The sequence below is a fragment of the Planomicrobium stackebrandtii genome, from assembly GCF_030814955.1.
GTDB classification, from domain to species: Bacteria; Bacillota; Bacilli; order Bacillales_A; family Planococcaceae; genus Planococcus; species Planococcus stackebrandtii.
In genome coordinates, this window is the sequence record NZ_JAUSWB010000014.1 from 22,760 (window position 1) to 41,096 (window position 18,337).

Annotated in this window: 16 protein-coding genes and 1 tRNA gene; 13 read left to right on the forward strand and 4 right to left on the reverse strand. The window is 46.8% G+C overall.

The features are described from left to right. Nucleotides 1-13: 13 nt before the first annotated feature. The 3 genes from argF to QOZ98_RS18620 are packed head-to-tail and all read right to left on the reverse strand — an operon-like array spanning nt 14 to nt 5,125. The gene (argF, locus tag QOZ98_RS18610; RefSeq protein WP_308788729.1) at nt 14-967 is read right to left on the reverse strand and encodes an ornithine carbamoyltransferase; all 954 of its coding nucleotides are present in this window, start codon (nt 965-967) and stop codon (nt 14-16) included. After that, nucleotides 964-4,062 carry a carbamoyl phosphate synthase large subunit gene (locus QOZ98_RS18615; RefSeq protein WP_308788730.1) on the reverse strand — a complete coding sequence of 1,033 codons (3,099 nt, stop codon included), beginning with the start codon at nt 4,060-4,062 and terminating at the stop codon, nt 964-966. Before QOZ98_RS18615 ends, argF begins: the two co-directional genes overlap by 4 nt. Continuing rightward, on the reverse strand, nt 4,055-5,125 hold the full coding sequence (locus tag QOZ98_RS18620) for a carbamoyl phosphate synthase small subunit (RefSeq protein ID WP_308788731.1): 1,071 nt from the start codon (nt 5,123-5,125) through the stop codon (nt 4,055-4,057). Before QOZ98_RS18620 ends, QOZ98_RS18615 begins: the two co-directional genes overlap by 8 nt. 281 nt (nt 5,126-5,406) lie before the next feature. Here QOZ98_RS18620 and QOZ98_RS18625 point away from each other — a divergent pair, with 281 nt between their 5' ends. Next, a complete protein-coding gene (locus QOZ98_RS18625; protein WP_308788732.1) occupies nt 5,407-5,829 on the forward strand; it encodes an FtsB family cell division protein in 423 nt (140 codons plus the stop codon). A 116-nt stretch (nt 5,830-5,945) separates the two neighbouring features. After that, nucleotides 5,946-6,365: a S1 domain-containing RNA-binding protein gene (locus QOZ98_RS18630; protein ID WP_142830664.1), complete on the forward strand. Its 420-nt coding sequence runs from the start codon at nt 5,946-5,948 to the stop codon at nt 6,363-6,365. A gap of 188 nt (nt 6,366-6,553) precedes the next feature. Here the strand turns inward: QOZ98_RS18630 and QOZ98_RS18635 are convergent. Beyond that, nucleotides 6,554-6,627 (reverse strand) — tRNA-Met (locus QOZ98_RS18635). A gap of 127 nt (nt 6,628-6,754) precedes the next feature. On the opposite strand from QOZ98_RS18635, the gene tilS reads away from it, so the two are divergent. The 11 genes from tilS to lysS all read left to right on the forward strand — a co-directional run bounded on the left by tilS (nt 6,755) and on the right by lysS (nt 18,053). Next, a complete protein-coding gene (gene tilS / locus QOZ98_RS18640) occupies nt 6,755-8,146 on the forward strand; it encodes a tRNA lysidine(34) synthetase TilS (protein ID WP_308788733.1) in 1,392 nt (463 codons plus the stop codon). Nucleotides 8,147-8,178: 32 nt separating this feature from the next. Further along, nucleotides 8,179-8,730 carry a hypoxanthine phosphoribosyltransferase gene (hpt, locus tag QOZ98_RS18645; protein WP_142830668.1) on the forward strand — a complete coding sequence of 184 codons (552 nt, stop codon included), beginning with the start codon at nt 8,179-8,181 and terminating at the stop codon, nt 8,728-8,730. A 121-nt stretch (nt 8,731-8,851) separates the two neighbouring features. Then, nucleotides 8,852-10,867, forward strand: coding sequence for an ATP-dependent zinc metalloprotease FtsH (ftsH, locus tag QOZ98_RS18650; RefSeq protein ID WP_308788734.1), 2,016 nt, complete (start codon nt 8,852-8,854; stop codon nt 10,865-10,867). A gap of 115 nt (nt 10,868-10,982) precedes the next feature. Continuing rightward, nucleotides 10,983-11,750: a type III pantothenate kinase gene (locus QOZ98_RS18655; RefSeq protein ID WP_308788735.1), complete on the forward strand. Its 768-nt coding sequence runs from the start codon at nt 10,983-10,985 to the stop codon at nt 11,748-11,750. A 17-nt stretch (nt 11,751-11,767) separates the two neighbouring features. Continuing rightward, on the forward strand, nt 11,768-12,649 hold the full coding sequence (gene hslO / locus QOZ98_RS18660; RefSeq protein WP_308788736.1) for an Hsp33 family molecular chaperone HslO: 882 nt from the start codon (nt 11,768-11,770) through the stop codon (nt 12,647-12,649). Beyond that, on the forward strand, nt 12,633-13,574 hold the full coding sequence (locus QOZ98_RS18665) for a peptidyl-prolyl cis-trans isomerase (protein WP_308788743.1): 942 nt from the start codon (nt 12,633-12,635) through the stop codon (nt 13,572-13,574). Before hslO ends, QOZ98_RS18665 begins: the two co-directional genes overlap by 17 nt. A gap of 133 nt (nt 13,575-13,707) precedes the next feature. Beyond that, on the forward strand, nt 13,708-14,649 hold the full coding sequence (gene cysK / locus QOZ98_RS18670; protein WP_308788737.1) for a cysteine synthase A: 942 nt from the start codon (nt 13,708-13,710) through the stop codon (nt 14,647-14,649). A 129-nt stretch (nt 14,650-14,778) separates the two neighbouring features. Continuing rightward, entirely contained in the window at nt 14,779-15,591 is an 813-nt protein-coding gene (gene folP, locus QOZ98_RS18675) for a dihydropteroate synthase (protein WP_308788738.1), read from the forward strand. Then, nucleotides 15,591-15,956 carry a dihydroneopterin aldolase gene (folB, locus tag QOZ98_RS18680; RefSeq protein WP_308788739.1) on the forward strand — a complete coding sequence of 122 codons (366 nt, stop codon included), beginning with the start codon at nt 15,591-15,593 and terminating at the stop codon, nt 15,954-15,956. Before folP ends, folB begins: the two co-directional genes overlap by 1 nt. Next, nucleotides 15,953-16,444, forward strand: coding sequence for a 2-amino-4-hydroxy-6-hydroxymethyldihydropteridine diphosphokinase (gene folK / locus QOZ98_RS18685; protein WP_308788740.1), 492 nt, complete (start codon nt 15,953-15,955; stop codon nt 16,442-16,444). Before folB ends, folK begins: the two co-directional genes overlap by 4 nt. A gap of 124 nt (nt 16,445-16,568) precedes the next feature. Continuing rightward, complete coding sequence (gene lysS / locus QOZ98_RS18690) at nt 16,569-18,053, forward strand: lysine--tRNA ligase (RefSeq protein WP_308788741.1); 1,485 nt, start codon at nt 16,569-16,571, stop codon at nt 18,051-18,053. Nucleotides 18,054-18,337 lie beyond the last annotated feature (284 nt).

Sequence of the window (18,337 nt, forward strand, 5' to 3'; positions counted from 1 at the left end):
CCTAAGGCGTTTTTTATTTATCAGCCATGAGCGCAACAAGTACGGCTTTTTGTGCATGCAGGCGGTTTTCGGATTCCTGGAAAATCACCGAGTGCGGCCCTTCCAAAATGGCAGTCGTCACTTCTTCTTCACGATGGGCAGGCAGGCAATGCATGAAAATGTAGTCTTGGTTGGCGTGCTTGACCAGTTCCTCATTCACCTGAAAGCCCTGAAAATGCTTCAGGCGTTCAATCGCTTCCTGTTCCTGCCCCATACTGGCCCAGACATCGGTATAAATAATATCGCTGCCGGCAACCGCTTGTTCCGGACTTTCAGTAATAACAATAGTCGAATCGGTGTATTGGGCAATGTCTTTCGCCAAGGCCACCATTTCTGGAGTAGGTGCATATGCGGCCGGCGAGGCGATACTGATATCCATGCCGACTTTGGCGGCACCGATCATCAGGGAATTGGCCATGTTGTTGCCGTCTCCGATATACGCCATTTTCTTGCCTTTCAGCGTACCGAAATGCTCGAGAATGGTCATCAGATCCGCCAGCACCTGGCAAGGATGATAGTCATCGGTCAATCCGTTGATGACGGGAATGGAACTAAAGTCCGCCAATTCCTGGACAACGGATTGGTGGAACGTGCGGATCATCAGTCCATCAAGATAACCTGACAGGACGCGCCCGGTATCGGCGATGGTTTCGCCTCGTCCCATTTGGGTGTCCTGGGAACTCAGGAACATGGCGTTGCCGCCAAGCTGGAGCATTCCAGCTTCAAATGAAACACGGGTACGGGTAGAGGATTTTTCGAAAATCATGCCCAGCACTTTCCCTTTTAAAAGCGGCAAATACTTGTTTTCAGGTTTTTTCAGTTCAATTGCCAGGTGGAGCAAATCCATGATTTCGTCTGTGCTGTAATCCTTCAAGGACAGGAAATCTTCCTGGATAATCGATGGGGCAAACGGGATCGCCATTGTCATTTTGCAAGCACTCCTTTCGATAATGTGTTAATGGATGAATAAGTTCCGTTAAAAGCAGCTGCTGTTTCAGGGCGCGTCCAGACATGGAGACGATGAATCGCAGCTTGTTTGGCACAGGTGCTTTCCGGGTCAGGGGCAAAATCAATATAGGCTTTTTTAGTTTCTGTTTTCAGCCATTCTTCGAAAGGAATGAGCAGCTCGGTGACAATGTTGAAGCCGCGTGACTCCCATAAAGCGTTATCCACTTGCCCAACTGACTGCTCTGCGACAAATATGGTGCCGCCGGAAGCAAGGTCGGCCAACTGGACAGAAGCGCCATTCAAAGCTTTAGCAATTGCGGTGTCCAAATCGGGGCTTGAGCCGATCACTTCGCCGGTCGACATCATTTCAGGAGACAGGACAGGCGACAGCCCAGGCAGTTTAATGTGGGAGAAAACCGGTGCTTTGACCGTGTACTTGGGCTGTCCGTTATAGCTTTCTTCTATGTTCAACTCTTCGAAGGGCACTCCCAACAATAGCGACGTCGCATGCTGCACGAGCGGCACGGCGGTCACTTTCGAGCTGATGGGAGCGGTACGCGATGCACGCGGGTTAATTTCCATGACGAATAATTGGTCGCCTTCGTAGACAAACTGAATATTGAACAGTCCGGTATAATCCATGTTTCTGGCGATGTGTTTCGCTGTTTCAGAAAGTTCTTTTAGTGCCTGTTCCGATAATGAAACCGGCGGCGTGATGGAGATGCTGTCGCCGGAGTGGACACCGGTTCCTTCGACATGCTCGAAAATGGCGGAGACCCAGACATTTTCGCCATCGGTCAGGATATCGGCCTCGACTTCCTTGCCGGTGACAAAATGATCAACCAGCACCGGGAAGGCCATGGTTGTTTGCTGCAGCCATTCGCCAAGCTCTGCCTCGCTATGCAAAACGATCATGCCGCGCCCGCCAATAACATAGGATGGACGAAGGAGCACCGGGAATCCAAGCGAACGAGCTGCCGGGATGACCGCAGACGCGTCAAGTGCGGTTTTGCCGGGAATGGTCGGCAAGCCGATCGATTCCAGAAACGCATAAAAACGGTCGCGATTTTCCATTTGATCCAGCAAGTCCACAGTTGAACCGAGAACTGTGATGCCGGCTTCCTGCAAGGCAGCTGCAACATTCAGCGAAGTTTGTCCGCCAAACTGAAGAATAACTTGGTTAATGCCTTCAAAATCCAGGACGTTGAGAATGTCTTCCGGCGTCATCGGTTCGAAATACAAAGCATCTGCTACTTCATAATCAGTGCTGACCGTTTCGGGATTGTTGTTGATCATAATCGCCTCGTAGCCCAGCTTTTGAGCGGCCATGACACTATGGACGCAGCAATAATCAAATTCGATGCCCTGGCCGATCCGGATCGGTCCCGATCCCACAACGGCCACCTTTTTCTTGTGGTGAGAGCGGCTGACATCGGAAAAACCTTGCCAGGTGGAGTAAAAATAATTGGTGTCTGACCTGAACTCGGCAGCGCATGTATCGATCATGCGGTAAGCAGGCGTCACTTGCCAGATGCGGCGCTGTCCCCAAATTTCCGGGCAGGAGACATTCCACAAGTCCGCCAGTTGCTGATCGCTGAAGCCGAGTGTCTTGGCCTGGAGCAGGCGAGTGCGGGTCATGCTGTTCCAGTCCAGTTGCTGAAGCTCTTTCCATTCGGCGACGATATTAGCCATCACCGAAAGGAAATAAGGCGTGATGGCAGTGATGCTGTGCAGAAATTCAATGCTTTTACCGCGGATCAGCAGTTCGAAAAGAACGAACAGCCGGCGGTCATCAGCTTCAGTCGCCAATCCGCATAAATCTTCTGATGAAAAATCGGTAAGTGCCTTCAGGCGGAATCCGTCAATCGGCAATTCGAGTGAACGAATCGCTTTTTGCAGCGCAGCTTCCATACGGCGTTCGATGGCCATAACCTCGCCGGTTGCTTTCATTTGTGTACCGAGTTTGCGGTCCGCCAGCGGGAATTGGTCAAATGGCCAGCGCGGGATTTTGACGGCTACGTAATCCAGTGCCGGTTCAAAGCTGGCGAATGTGGTGCCAGTCACTGGATTTTTCAATTCAGCCAATGTGTAGCCAATCGCCAGTTTTGCAGCGATCTTGGCAATCGGGTAGCCTGTTGCTTTGGAAGCGAGTGCCGAAGAACGGCTGACGCGCGGATTGACTTCGATCAAATAATAAGCGGACGTTTCCGGATGCAGCGCAAACTGGACATTGCAGGCACCAATAATGCCAAGTGCCTCGATAATATGGATAGAAGCGCTGCGCAGCATATGGAAATCTTTATCATTCAAAGTCTGGCTGGGTGCTACAACGATCGAGTCGCCGGTATGCACGCCGACCGGATCCAGGTTTTCCATGTTGCAGATGGTGATGCAGGTCCCATCGGCGTCGCGCATAACTTCGTATTCGATTTCCTTGTAGCCGGCAATGCTGATTTCCACCAGGCATTGTTTGATCGGGCTTGCACTCAATCCTTGTTTGACCAATTTGATGTAAGTCTCTTCATCTTCGGCAATCCCTCCGCCAAAGCCGCCAAGCGTGTAAGCAGGGCGAACGATGAGGGGATAGCCGGCTGAAGCGGCAAACGCCAGAGCGCCCTCAATCGAATAAATGATGTCGCTGTCAGGAACAGGTTCGCTCAACTGGTTCATCAGCGAGCGGAATTGCTCACGGTCTTCCGCTTGCTTGATGGCTTTCATATCGGTGCCAAGCAGCGTAACGCCATATTGGGTCAACATGCCCGAATCAGATAAAGCCATTGCCAGATTCAATCCGGTTTGTCCGCCAACTGTTGCAAGCAGGCCATCCGGACGCTCTTTTTTTATGATGGCTGTGACGCTTTCCAAAGTCAGCGGTTCAAAATACACTTGATCGGAAACGGATTTATCGGTCATGATGGTCGCTGGATTGTTATTGATCAGCACGACATGAATGCCTTCTTCTTTTAGCGCAACACATGCCTGCGTGCCGGAATAGTCGAATTCTGCTGCCTGTCCAATGACGATGGCTCCTGATCCAATGACCAGTACTTTTTTTATTTGTTCTTGCTTAGGCATGCATTTTCACTCTCTCTTTCGGTTGTGTTGCTGCTAAAAATTGCTGGAACAGTTCAAGGTGGTCTGCAGGTCCTGGTGCCGCTTCCGGATGGAATTGAACTGTGGTCACAGGCAAAGTCTTGTGGACAAGCCCTTCAATGCTGCCATCGTTGACGTTTTCGTAGAGGACTGAAAAAGGCGTCCCTTGCAAACTGGCGCTTTCAACCACATAGCTGTGATTTTGAGAACTCATGCTGACCCGTTTTGTCCGGAGGTTCATCACCGGATGATTGGCGCCGCGATGGCCGTATGCAAGCTTTGTGGTTTTAGCGCCAAATGCAGAAGCGAGCACCTGATGGCCGAGGCAGATGCCGAAACTCGGATAGCGCTCAGCCCAGTCGCGGTAGGTAGGAAACAAATGCTGAAGAGCTGCCGGGTCTCCGGGGCCGTTTGAAAAAAGCAGGCCATCCAGTCCGAGTGAATCGAGTGTTTCTGTTGAAGTTGCATAAGGGATAATGCTGACTTTACAATTTAATTCGAGCAGTTCTTTTAAAATAGAAGATTTATAATGGAAATCGATCAATCCAATGTGGGCAGCGCCGGAACCGACAGTTTTGATTTCTTCAATCGTGGTAGTGGCTGGGAAAAAGTAAGTTTGCACCGGTTCCCATGCCAACTCTGGAAGAGACGCATGGATCAGCTGAGATTGCATCGTCCCTGATTCGCGGACATTTTGGATAACAGATCGCGTATCCACTCCACTTAAAATGGGAATCTTGTGGTTGGCCGCAAATTCAGCGAGTGAAATGGCATCCTTGCTGAGAGGGCCATCGTACAAGCCGGCAACAATAATGCCTGCAGTCTGGATCTGGTCAGACTGTGCGTAAAGAGACTGGATTCCATATTGTCCGATAAGCGGATAAGAAAACACGATGATCTGGCCTTTGTAGGAAGGGTCGGTCAGGACTTCTTCATAGCCGGTCATGCCTGTAAAGAAAACGACTTCCCCTTGAATAGCGGAAACTTCCCCATGCCATTGCCCTTTGAATGATTTTCCGTTCGATAACGCCAATAAACCTGTCATTTGCTTCACTCCAATTTTTATTCAATGATTTTGTATATTTATAAGTCCATGAAGAATTTAAATTCGCAAAAACCTTGCAAACGTTCATTAAAAGATAATGATTAGTATTATAAGACTGTATAAAAATTAAGTCAACAGTATTTTTATTAACTAAAAGTAAATATTTTGGCTGGGTGTTTCAAGAAATAGAGTGAAAATAGCGGAAATTATTCAAAAAGCTTATACTATCAAGGGTTTTCATGTATAATAATGACAAAGTTAGTATGGAAGGGGAGCGGGTCATGAGTTTGAAGAGAGACAACCAGGCGGAAAAGCGCGAAGTCACCTCAATTCGCAATGACTATGTCCGTTCGGTTGAAATGGAAGGGCAGCGCAAAAAAGCTCACAGAGTGCGCCTGTTCAGAAGGCTGAGTGTGTTTGGAGTACTGGTGCTGATGGCAACGATTTGGGTAGGTTCGACCATTTATGCCCAGTCGCAGACAATTTCCGAAAAAGAATTGCTTCGCGAAGAAACGCTGCAGGAACTTGAAGCAGTCGAAAAAGAGCAAAGCCAGCTGGAAGAACAGATCCTGTTATTGAATGATGAAGAATACTTGGCAAAATTAGCGCGCAAAGATTACTTTCTTTCAGATGAAGGAGAGATTATTTTCACCACACCAACCGATGAAGAAAAAGATGAAGAAAAACCTGCAGAAGAAGAGTAGTCAGTTGACACTCTTTTTTTGATGGTTATAATAAAAAGTGGGATAAGTCCCGCAAAATGACAGTGTGACCCAGTATTTTGGAGTCATCTTAATTTTTAAGGAGGAGCATTTTTTTTATGTCGATTGAAGTAGGCAGCAAGTTAGAAGGTAAAGTCACAGGTATTACAAACTTTGGAGCATTTGTACAGCTTCCAACTGGTGCAACAGGCCTCGTGCATATAAGTGAAGTCGCCGACAACTATGTAAAAGATATTAACGATCATCTAAAAGTTGGCGAAATGGTAGAAGTTAAAGTCATGAATGTAGAAGCAGACGGCAAAATCGGTCTGTCCATTCGTAAAGCGAAGCCACAACCACCCGGCGGCACAGAACGACCACAACGCCCACGCCCAAGCAGTCGTTCATTTGAACGCGCTCCTAAAGAAAACTTCGAAACGAAAATGGCGAAGTTTCTTAAAGACAGCGAAGAAAACATGACGACCTTGAAACGCGCTACGGAATCGAAACGCGGCGGCCGAGGAGCAAAAAGAGGCTAACTTGCTAGCTGTTTTAATAGTATAGGGAAATGCTTCAACACAGCTGATAATCTAGATTGAAACGCTTCTCACATGGGAAGCGTTTTTTTTTTGCATTTTGCCACTTCAGATCGGGTATTTTATGCAAAAAAAAAGCAACGCCCCGAATAGGGCGCTGCTTGATGTTAAAGTATTCACTTTGAGGATAATGGCGGCAGAGGGGATCGAACCCCCGACCTCACGGGTATGAACCGTACGCTCTAGCCAGCTGAGCTACGCCGCCTTGTTTAAACGAACATTTAATAGCATACTATTGAAAGGTGGACCTGTCAATTGCCATTTGAAAATAATTTGTATGCTATTTTCCGGATAAAACTGAAAAGAAGATATAGGCAAGCGAGGTGAAAGGAATGAAGAGCTTTCAAGAACTGATGATAAAGCATATTCGCAAGCGCCAATTGCTCGATTCTGGGGATCTTGTGCTGGTCGGCTGTTCGGGAGGAATCGACTCGATGGTCTTGCTTCATTTTTTAAATGCCAACAAAGGGGAGTTTGGCATATCGGTTGCGGCAGTCCACATCGACCATATGCTGAGAGGGGAAGAATCTCGGCAGGACCGTTTGTTTACGGAAGCTGTCACTAAACAGTGGGGAATCGATTGCTTTAGCCGGGCTATACCAATTCCTGATATTTTGAAAGAAAGAGGCGGCAATAAGCAGCAGCTGTGCCGTTCCGAACGCTATGCCTATTTTCAGGAAATAATGAAAAAGACCGGCGCATCCAAACTGGCCACTGCCCATCATGCAGACGACCAGCTCGAGACTGTCCTTATGTCAGGGTTGAGAGGCAGCCTGCAGGATGGCGACTTTGGCATGCGAGCCAGTCGTCCGTTTGGCACCGGTTCATTGATTCGTCCTCAGTTGGCGGTCGATAAAGAACAGATTGTCGCATATGCAGAAGCGCATGGTGTTTTGTACCGGGAAGATTCGAGCAACGCAGAATCTGCGTATGCACGAAATCGGCTGCGCCAGCGAGTTTTGCCGCTGCTGAAAGATGAGAATAGGCAGGTTTCCCAAAATTTTGTGGAACTGGCTGAAGATATGCAGCAGGATCAGCAATTTCTGGAGGATCTGGCTGGAGAGAAATTGCAGCGGATAATCCTATCGTCAGAAGGCCAAATCATTTTCTCTGCCAAAAGTTTCAGACTGGAAGCGCGCGCTTTACAAAAAAGAATGGTTCTACTACTATTAAACTATCTATATAATCCGAAGCAAATTCCCGTAACGAGACAGCTGGTCGAGCAATTGCAGGAAATGATGCAAAGTTCCTCGGGCACCGTTTTTTTACATTTGCCGAAAAATTATGTAGCGACCCGCCAATACGACACGGTTTTTCTTAATCACCAATCTTTGGAACAGCTGGGGGCAACAGCGCCTGTCGCAATTGCTGCTGAATGGTCGCCGTACTATCGCGGCCGCCGCTACAGAGTAATGCCTTTTGAAGGATTGGAAAAACCCGAGGAGGCAGTAGCTTGGCATTTTCACGCTCCGGAGGATTCACAGTTCTTTTTAAGAAGCAGAAAACCAGGTGACCGGATTCAGCTTGCTGGAATGGAACAGCCGAAGAAATTGGCGCGTTTGATGATTGATGAAAAAATTCCTGTGCCTATGAGAGAAAGTTGGCCTGTCATCACAACTGACAAAAACGAACTTTTATTGGTGCCAGGTTTGCGTCCATCTGCTATGGTCAGTCGACACAAACGCGACGGAGACAATTGGGTACTAATTGAACAATTTTTATAGATTGTAAAACAAGGATTATTAGGAGGTCCACCATGTTACAGAACGACATTAAAGAAGTATTGATCAGTGAAGAACGGCTCCAGGAAAAAGCACGTGAATTGGGAGCGACGTTGACAGAGGATTACAAAGACAAGTATCCACTGGCTATCGGTGTACTAAAAGGCGCAATGCCATTTATGGGAGATTTGATGAAACGCATTGACGGCTTTGTCGAAATGGATTTCATGGATGTTTCAAGCTACGGCAACGCCACCGTTTCTTCAGGGGAAGTTAAGATCATCAAAGATTTAAACGCCAGTGTCGAAGGGCGCGACCTTCTGATTATCGAAGACATTATCGACAGTGGATTGACGCTTAGCTATTTGGTGGATCTGTTCAAGTACCGCAAAGCCAAATCGATCAAAATCGTAACATTGCTGGACAAGCCAACAGGACGCAAAGTGGATCTGAAAGCTGACTATGTCGGTTTTATCGTACCGGATGCATTTGTTGTAGGGTACGGATTGGATTATGCAGAAAGATACCGGAATTTGCCGTACATTGGGATTCTAAAGCCTTCGGTTTACAGCGGAGAAGAGGAATAGACAACGATCGTTCACAGTCTATCGATTTATCAGCGGGAATAAGGCCTTTTCGTTGTATGCTTAAATGTTCCTATGGTAGTATTTAGTATAGTTTTAGGGAAACTTTATGAGGAGGCGCGGGATGAATCGGATATTTCGATACACCATATTTTATTTACTGATTTTCCTAGTTATTATCGGGATTCTGGGTACCTTTAACAATAGTAACCAGCCGACTGAAAATATAGGATATAACGAATTTTTGGAATCACTGGAAAATGGGGAAATTACGGAAGTAACCATCCAGCCAGAAGCAATGGTTTATGAAGTTACAGGAGTAATGGAAGGCTATGAAGAAGGCCAGTCTTTTGTAACGAACATTCCGCTTGAAAACGAAGCATTGACGACTCAGATCGATGAAGTCGCCAGCTCGCAGGATGTGCAGGTCGAATTCTTGAAAGCCCCACAAACAAGTGGTTGGGTTTCATTTTTCACAGGCATCATTCCGTTCATCATCATCTTCATCCTTTTCTTCTTCTTACTTAATCAGTCGCAAGGCGGCGGAGGCGGTCGTGTGATGAACTTCGGTAAAAGTAAAGCGAAGCTGTACGATGACCAGAAACAAAAAGTTCGCTTTAACGATGTAGCTGGAGCAGATGAAGAGAAACAGGAACTTGTAGAAGTTGTTGATTTCCTTAAAGATCCGCGCAGATTTGCTGACATTGGCGCGCGCATTCCAAAAGGGATTTTGCTTGTCGGACCTCCGGGTACCGGTAAAACCCTATTGGCACGTGCCGTTGCCGGAGAAGCAGGCGTTCCTTTCTTCTCGATCAGTGGTTCTGATTTTGTTGAAATGTTCGTCGGCGTCGGGGCATCGCGAGTTCGTGATTTGTTTGAAAACGCTAAGAAAAATGCACCTTGTATCATTTTCATTGATGAAATTGACGCAGTCGGACGCCAGCGTGGCGCCGGTCTCGGCGGTGGGCACGATGAGCGTGAGCAGACATTGAACCAACTATTGGTTGAGATGGATGGCTTTGGTGCAAACGAAGGCGTTATTATCATTGCAGCAACTAACCGTCCGGATATTCTGGATCCGGCTTTGCTTCGTCCAGGACGTTTTGACCGTCAGATTACTGTAGGTCGTCCGGACGTTAAAGGCCGTGAAGAAGTGCTTAAAGTACATGCGCGCAACAAACCGCTTGACGAAAACGTCGATTTAAAAGCGATCGCTCAGCGGACACCTGGATTCTCAGGTGCCGATTTAGAGAACTTATTGAACGAAGCGGCACTTGTTGCAGCTCGCCGCAGTAAGCTCAAAATCGACATGTCCGATCTGGATGAAGCATCTGACCGCGTTATTGCAGGTCCTGCTAAGAAAAATCGTGTCATTTCGAAAAAAGAACGCAATATCGTGGCATTCCACGAATCCGGACATACCGTTATCGGTTTAATATTGGATGACGCAGATATCGTCCACAAAGTAACCATTGTTCCTCGCGGCCAAGCTGGCGGCTATGCTGTCATGCTGCCGAGAGAAGATCGCTACTTTATGACGAAACCGGAATTGCTTGATAAAATTGCGGGATTACTCGGAGGCCGAGTGGCTGAAGACCTTTCATTCGGCGAAGTATCGACCGGCGCCCATAACGATTTCCAACGTGCGACGGCAATTGCCCGCAGCATGGTAACGGAATACGGCATGAGTGATAAGATTGGTCCGGTTCAATTCGGTACGGCACAAGGCGGGAATGTTTTCCTAGGCCGTGACTTTAACTCAGAACAAAACTATTCTGATGCAATTGCCTTCGAAATCGATCAGGAAGTCCAACGCATCATCAAAGAGCAGTATATCCGCACGAAAGAGATTCTGACTGAAAACCAGGACCTTCTGAAATTAATTGCGAATACATTGCTTGAAGTTGAAACATTGGATGCTGCCCAGATCCTTCACTTGAAAGATCATGGAACGCTTCCTGAACGTTCATACGAAACATTGAACGGTGACTTTGGAGACGACGATACACCTGACTTGAAAAAAGATGGTGACGCTCCGGATGCCATAGGTGCACCAGCTGATCCTTCAGCAGGAGACCTGCCGGCAGAAGACGGCGAAGCGGCTCCGGTACGTGATCCGATTCAAGAAAGACGCAAATAAGCAATATGATGAGCTGGTTGCCCGTTCCCTTTGAAGGGAAGAGGCAACCAGCTTTTTGCTTTCGTAAAATTATGGTATGATGTGTTGGAAATTCGTCAATAAGTGAGGGCAAAACATGATTTTAGTATTGGATGCTGGAAACACAAATATCGTCCTGGGTGTCTACGGCCAGGATCAATTACTGCACCATTGGCGTATGGAAACTCTCCGTTATAAAACAGAAGATGAATACGGCATGCAAATTAAAGCGTTTTTAAACGATGCCAATTTAAGCTTTTCATCTATAAACGGCGTTATTATGTCCTCTGTTGTGCCCCCGATCATGTCTGCCCTGGAGCGGATGTGCCAAAAATATTTTCAGGTAAAACCGATGATTGTCGGACCTGGCGTTAAAACAGGGCTGAATATCAAGTATGATAATCCCAGGGAAGTTGGCGCCGACCGGATCGTCAACGCGGTGGCGGCTATTCATGAATACGGCAGCCCGTTGATTATTGTGGACTTTGGCACGGCCAATACTTTTTGTTATATTGATGAAAAGCAGCAATATATGGGTGGAGCCATTGCTCCCGGCATCCATATTTCGACTGAAGCGCTATATGCCCGGGCCTCGAAATTACCGAGGATTGAAATCGCCACACCCGATCAGGTGGTTGGCAAAAACACCATTTCCGCCATGCAGGCCGGCATTGTCTACGGCTATGTAGGCCAGGCTGAAGGAATTGTAGCGCGAATGAAAAAGCAGAGCAGGGAAACGCCAACGGTCATTGCGACTGGCGGCATGGCTTCTATAATTGCTGGCGAATCGACAGTGATTGATTACGTCGATCCCTTCCTTACTTTAAAAGGGCTGTATTTAATTTACAAACGCAATCAAGCGTAAAGAAAGGAACGATACACGTGTCAGATTATTTAGTTCGCGGCCTCGGATTTAACGGGAGTGTCCGTGCATTTGCAGTAGACAGCACGAAAACAGTGGGAGAAGCGCAGCGCCGCCATATGATGTGGCCAACAGCAACAGCAGCTTTAGGGCGCGCCATGACAGGCGGCGTCATGCTTGGCGCCATGCTAAAAGGCGACGATAAAGTGACGATTAAATTCGAAGGCGGCGGACCGATCGGCGCATTGCTGGTGGACAGCAATGGAAAAGGCGGCGTCCGCGGATATGCCTCGAACCCCCAAACCCATTTTGATTTGAACAAACAAGGAAAATTGGATGTCAGCCGTGCAGTGGGCACTGATGGCATGATGTCGGTCGTTAAAGACTTAGGCATGCGCGACAACTTCACCGGCCAGACGCCGATCGTCTCAGGAGAAATCGCTGAAGACTTTACTTATTATTTCGCGGTGTCTGAACAGGTGCCTTCTTCTGTCGGATTGGGTGTCCTGGTCGATACGGATAATTCAGTGCTGGCAGCTGGCGGTTTTATTGTTCAGTTAATGCCAAATACAGATGACGAAACCATTACGAAAATCGAAGAGCGTTTGTCCAATATCGAACCTGTTTCCAAAATGATTCAGCGCGGACTGTCGCCTGAAGAAATTCTTGAAGCAGTACTTGGAGAAGGAAATGTCCAGATTCTTGATAAAATGCCGGTAAATTTTGAATGCAATTGTTCCAAAGACCGTTTTGCTACAGCAATTCTGGGGCTTGGGAAAAAAGAGATACAAGACATGATCGACGAAGATGGCATGGCAGAAGCCCAATGCCATTTCTGCCTGGAAGCGTATCAGTATTCCAAAGAGGAGCTTGAGTCGTTTATCAATGAGCTCCAATCATAATAATCGGCGACCTGTGCCACCGGCAGGGACGGGCAAGCCGAAAAGACATTTAAAAACCAAACCGGTACTAGTGGTCATCGGGATTTTGCTATTAGCTAACTTGTTGTGGTTTATTGCGTGGCTGATTCCGAATGATGCAGGAAATGCAGAAACAGTTGCCTCTGTCAGCGGAGAAGATATCACGCGTGAAGAATGGCTGGCTTCAATGGAAGAACAGCATGGCCGCGAAGCACTGCTTGAGCTGGTTAATGAAAAAGTGATGGCAACAGCTGCACAGGATTATGGAATTGAAGTGAGTGACAAAGAAATCGATTTGGAATTAGCGCTGCTGCGCTCTTCGCAGGACAGTACAGAAACGGCTTTGTACGCAGCAGATGAAACACGCCAGCGTGAAAAAGTAGAAGCCCAATTAATTCTTGAAAAAGTGCTGACCAAGGATATCGTCATTGAAGACAGCGAAATCCAGGCATTTTATGATGATAACCAGTCGCTTTATGATGTGAAAGACTCTTATCGGACCCGCATGATCGTATTGAACTCAGCAGCAGAAGCTGAAGAAACCATTGCTGAACTTGAAAAAGGCTCTTCATTCGAGGCGACTGCCCGTGAACGTTCAATCGACAGTGCGACAGGCAATCTTGGGGGAGACATTGGCTATATTTCCAGCGGCGATCCCGGTGTAGATGACAATATCTCCACAGCAGTGGCAGAAGTTGAAGTTGGCGGCTGGTCAACTCCGCTGGCGCTTGAAGATGGAAGAACCGCCATTATCTCTGTTACGGAAAAAGTGGATGGCCAAACATTCTCATTTGATGACGTAGCAGACCATATTAACCGTGAATTGGCGCTGGAACAATTGCCGCAATCGGTTACTCCGGAAGCGTTTTGGCAGGAATTCGATGCCGAATGGTTTTACGGAGAATAAGTTTTACCAGACGTTTCGTCAGCGAAACGTCTATTTTTTATAAATTCATACTATTTGACAAACAATCCATGTTATTGATACCATTAGCTTTATTAAAGTCGACAAAATCACTAGGGATTAGGAGTGTTGAATAATGGCGCGTGTAGGAAATTCAATTACTGAATTGATTGGGCAAACCCCAATTGTGAAATTAAATCGGTTGACAGGTCCTGAAGATGCAGAAGTTTATTTGAAATTAGAATACTTTAACCCAGGCAGCAGCGTGAAAGACCGTATTGCGCTTGCGATGATCGAAGCGGCTGAAAAGTCCGGAGACCTAAAAGAAGGCGACACCATCATCGAGCCGACAAGCGGCAACACGGGAATCGGCTTGGCGATGATCGCTGCAGCCAAAGGCTATAAATCTGTATTGGTTATGCCTGAAACGATGAGCATGGAGCGCCGCAACCTATTGCGTGCATATGGAGCGGAATTGATTTTGACACCAGGTGCAGACGGAATGAACGGGCCGAATGGCGCTATCAAGACTGCTGAGAAAGAAGCAGCTGAAAATGGCTGGTTCATGCCTCAGCAATTCAACAATGAAGCGAACCCGGAAGTGCACCGTTTGACGACTGGTCCGGAAATTGTGGAAACGATGGGCGACCAATTGGACGCGTTTATTTCAGGAATCGGTACAGGCGGAACGATTACAGGTGCGGGCCAAGTACTGAAAGAAAAGTATCCTGACATTCATATTGTAGCAGTGGAGCCTACTGACTCGCCTGTCCTATCTGGAGGCAAGCCAGGTCCGCATAAAATCCAAGGAATTGGAGCAGGATTTGTTCCTGCTGTGTTGAACACAGAGATCTACAACGAGATTATCCAAGTTACCAACGATCAATCCTATGCAACTGCACGCCAAGCTGCGCGTGAAGAAGGAATTCTTGGAGGCGTATCTTCAGGGGCTGCGATTTATGCCGCTCTTCAAGTTGCTAAGCGCTTGGGCAAAGGCAAAAAAGTATTGGCGATTATTCCGTCCAACGGAGAACGTTACTTGAGCACACCGCTTTACCAATTCGAAGAATCCAACTAAAAGATTAAAAGAGCAGGCCTCGTGGCTGCTCTTTTTTTGTGGAATAGAACCGGTCAATTGCGGTAAGATGAAGGCACCTTTTATTTCCTAGGAAATAGATACTTATATAGATGTGGACGGTGTAGCCTTATGAAAATCAGTTTTGAAAATAAAACCCTCGTTATGGGCATATTGAATGTCACGCCGGATTCTTTTTCTGATGGAGGCAAGTACAACGGTTTAGAGCAGGCATTGACTCGTGCTCGGCAAATGATGGCAGATGGTGTGGATATCATCGATGTAGGAGGCGAGTCGACACGTCCCGGCTATGTCCAGATTTCAGATGATGAAGAAATCGGACGAATCGTTCCTGTTATCAAAGCTTTGCGGCAGCAGTTCGACGTGCTGATCTCCGTGGATACATACAAATCACGAGTAGCCGATGCAGCGATTGCTGCAGGGGCCCATATTATCAATGACATTTGGGGTGCTAAATACGACCCGGCCATTGCGGGCGTGGCAGCCAAATGGGATGTGCCCATCATCCTGATGCACAACCGCAACGAAGCGTCATATTCCGATTTTAAGGAAGACATCATGCGGGATTTGGCTGAAAGCATCCAGATTTCTTTAGATGCCGGTGTACCCAAAGGAAATATCTGGCTTGATCCGGGTGTTGGATTTGCAAAATCCGTGGTACAAAATCTCGAAGCGATGCAATTGATCGGACAGATGGCGGAATTGGGCTATCCAGTTCTTCTGGGTACTTCCAGAAAATCATTTATCGGAAAAATTTTGGGTGCCACTGTAGAGGAGCGCCTGGAAGGCTCGCTCGCAACGGTTTGCTATGGCGTCAACCAAGGCTGTCACATTGTGCGGGTCCATGATGTAAAAGAAACAGTGCGTGCTGTCCGGATGATAGATGCACTGACAGGCAAACGCCCATACAAGGAGGAAAAGTAATGGATTTTATTCACGTGAACGATATGGAGTTTTATGGTTACCACGGTGTATTTCCTGAAGAAACAAAGTTAGGCCAGCGATTTCGGCTGACGGTTTCATTGGCAGTGGATCTGCAGCAAGCGGGAGAAACGGATGCCTTGGAGCACACGGTGCATTACGGTGAAGTCTACGAAGCCTGCCGTTCCATCGTCGAAGGAAAACCGAAAAAATTAGTGGAAGCTGTAGCGGAAAGTGTGGCTGAAAAAATTCTTGCCGATTTTCCGTTGGTGCAAGGCATCCGTGTGCAGTTGATCAAACCCGATCCTCCGATTCCCGGGCATTACAAATCAGTAGCCATTGAACTCACACGAGGTAAATTCGCATGAACCAAAGTTATTTATCGCTTGGCTCCAATATGGGGGACCGCTTCGAAATGTTGCGGCAGGCCGTATCGCAGCTGGCGGACCATCCCGCCATTACGGTCACCCGCATTTCTTCCCTCTACGAAACAGATCCTGTAGGATTTACAGATCAGGAGCCTTTTCTCAATATGGTCGTTCAGCTTGAAACGGAGCTGGATGCGTTCGGGCTGCTGGACGTTTGCCAGGAAGTTGAACAAAATTTAAACCGCAAGCGCCTAATCAGGTGGGGACCGCGGACAATTGATCTTGATATTTTGTTATACAATCAAGAAATATTGAAAACTGAGAGACTCATCGTTCCGCATCCTCGGATGTACGAACGGGCTTTTGTTGTGATTCCGTTGCTGGAAGTAAATCCGAATCTCGAAGTCCCGGATGTTTTGGAAACGAGTGGCGTTCGCTTGTGGAAATCATATGGCAGTATGAAAGAATTTCTTCAAGACACAAACTAATGGCTATAAACCTAAAGCTGTCACAAATTTGTGGCTGCTTTTTTATGTAGTATGGTAGGAAATTGTGTACAATAGAGAAATACGTGAATGAGATTGGCTTTTTATAGATAAAGGAGTGTAGGGAATGTCAGAAGAATTGAACGACCAATTATTGGTGAGGCGCGAAAAAATGCAGGCGTTCCGTGACAACGGAATGGATCCGTTCGGCGGCCGCTTTGAGCGAACTCATCTTTCACAGGAAATTATCGAGCAATACGCAGAGCTTTCCAAAGAAGAACTTGAAGAAACTCCGCATGAAGTTGTTATTGCGGGGCGGGTTATGACAAAACGCGGCAAGGGGAAAGCAGGTTTTGCGCATATCCAGGATCTTAAAGGACAGATTCAAATCTATGTCCGTAAAGATGCGATTGGCGAAGAAGCTTATGAATTTTATAATACAGTCGATTTAGGAGATATTCTCGGCATTAAAGGGACTGTCTTTAAAACGAATGTAGGGGAACTTTCGGTTAAAGCAAAAGAAGTGGAGTTTCTGACAAAGGCCTTGCGCCCACTGCCTGAAAAGTTCCATGGTTTAAAAGACGTAGAACAGCGCTATCGCCAACGATATTTAGATTTGTTGACAAGCGACACCAGCAAAGAGACGTTTATTCTGCGCAGCCGCATCATTCAATCGATGCGCCGATATTTGGATAACGCTGGATTTTTAGAAGTCGAAACGCCAATGCTCCATTCAATTGCAGGGGGAGCAGCTGCAAAACCGTTTATCACACATCACAACGCATTAGACATGGAATTGTATATTCGGATTGCCATTGAACTTCATTTGAAACGCTTGATTGTTGGCGGTTTGGAAAAGGTTTATGAAATCGGCCGTGTTTTCCGAAACGAAGGAATCTCGACACGCCATAATCCTGAATTCACCATGTTGGAACTGTATGAAGCTTACGCAGATTACAACGACATCATGGCGCTTACTGAAAACTTAGTGGCACATGTAGCGCAAGAAGTTCTTGGCACGACCACTGTACAATACGGAGAAGATGAAATCGATTTAGCTGTAGGCTGGAAACGACTACATATGGCCGACGCTGTAAAAGAGTACACAGGTGTTGATTTCTGGAAACAGATGACAAAGGAAGAAGCGCAGGCTCTAGCGAAAGAACACAATATTGATGTGAAACCTACTATGGAAGCGGGACATATTTTAAATGAATTCTTCGAACAAATAGTAGAAGAGCAATTAGTACAACCGACATTCATTTTTGGACATCCAGTTGAAATTTCACCTTTAGCAAAGAAAAATCCGGAAGATGAGCGGTTTACTGATCGTTTTGAACTGTTTATCGTCCGCCGTGAGCATGCCAATGCATTTACAGAGTTAAATGACCCCATTGATCAGCGTGAGCGTTTTGAGGCACAGCTGGTTGAGAAGGACGAGGGAAATGACGAGGCCCATGAAATGGATGAAGACTTTATTGAAGCATTGGAATATGGACTGCCGCCAACAGGTGGATTGGGGATCGGTATTGACCGCTTAATCATGCTGTTAACGAATTCCTCTTCTATTAGAGATGTACTGTTGTTTCCGCAAATGCGTCCAAAAGAATAAAACTACTACTTTAAAAACTAGTTTAAAGGACGTTATCCTTTAAACTAGTTTTTTTATAAAAAGAGCTTGTATCTATTTGAACAAGGTGATATACTATTTCTTGTCGCGTTTTTCATAATAAAAGATGCGAAGCATGATAAAGTGAAATAATTATTGACTTCTTAAAAAGAAGCTGGTAATATTGAAAAGTCGCCAATGAGCGCGGCGAACAACTTGAACCTTGAAAACTGAACAGCAAAACGTCAACAAACACGCAACGGCCGCGCAAAACGGCCCGCGCAACT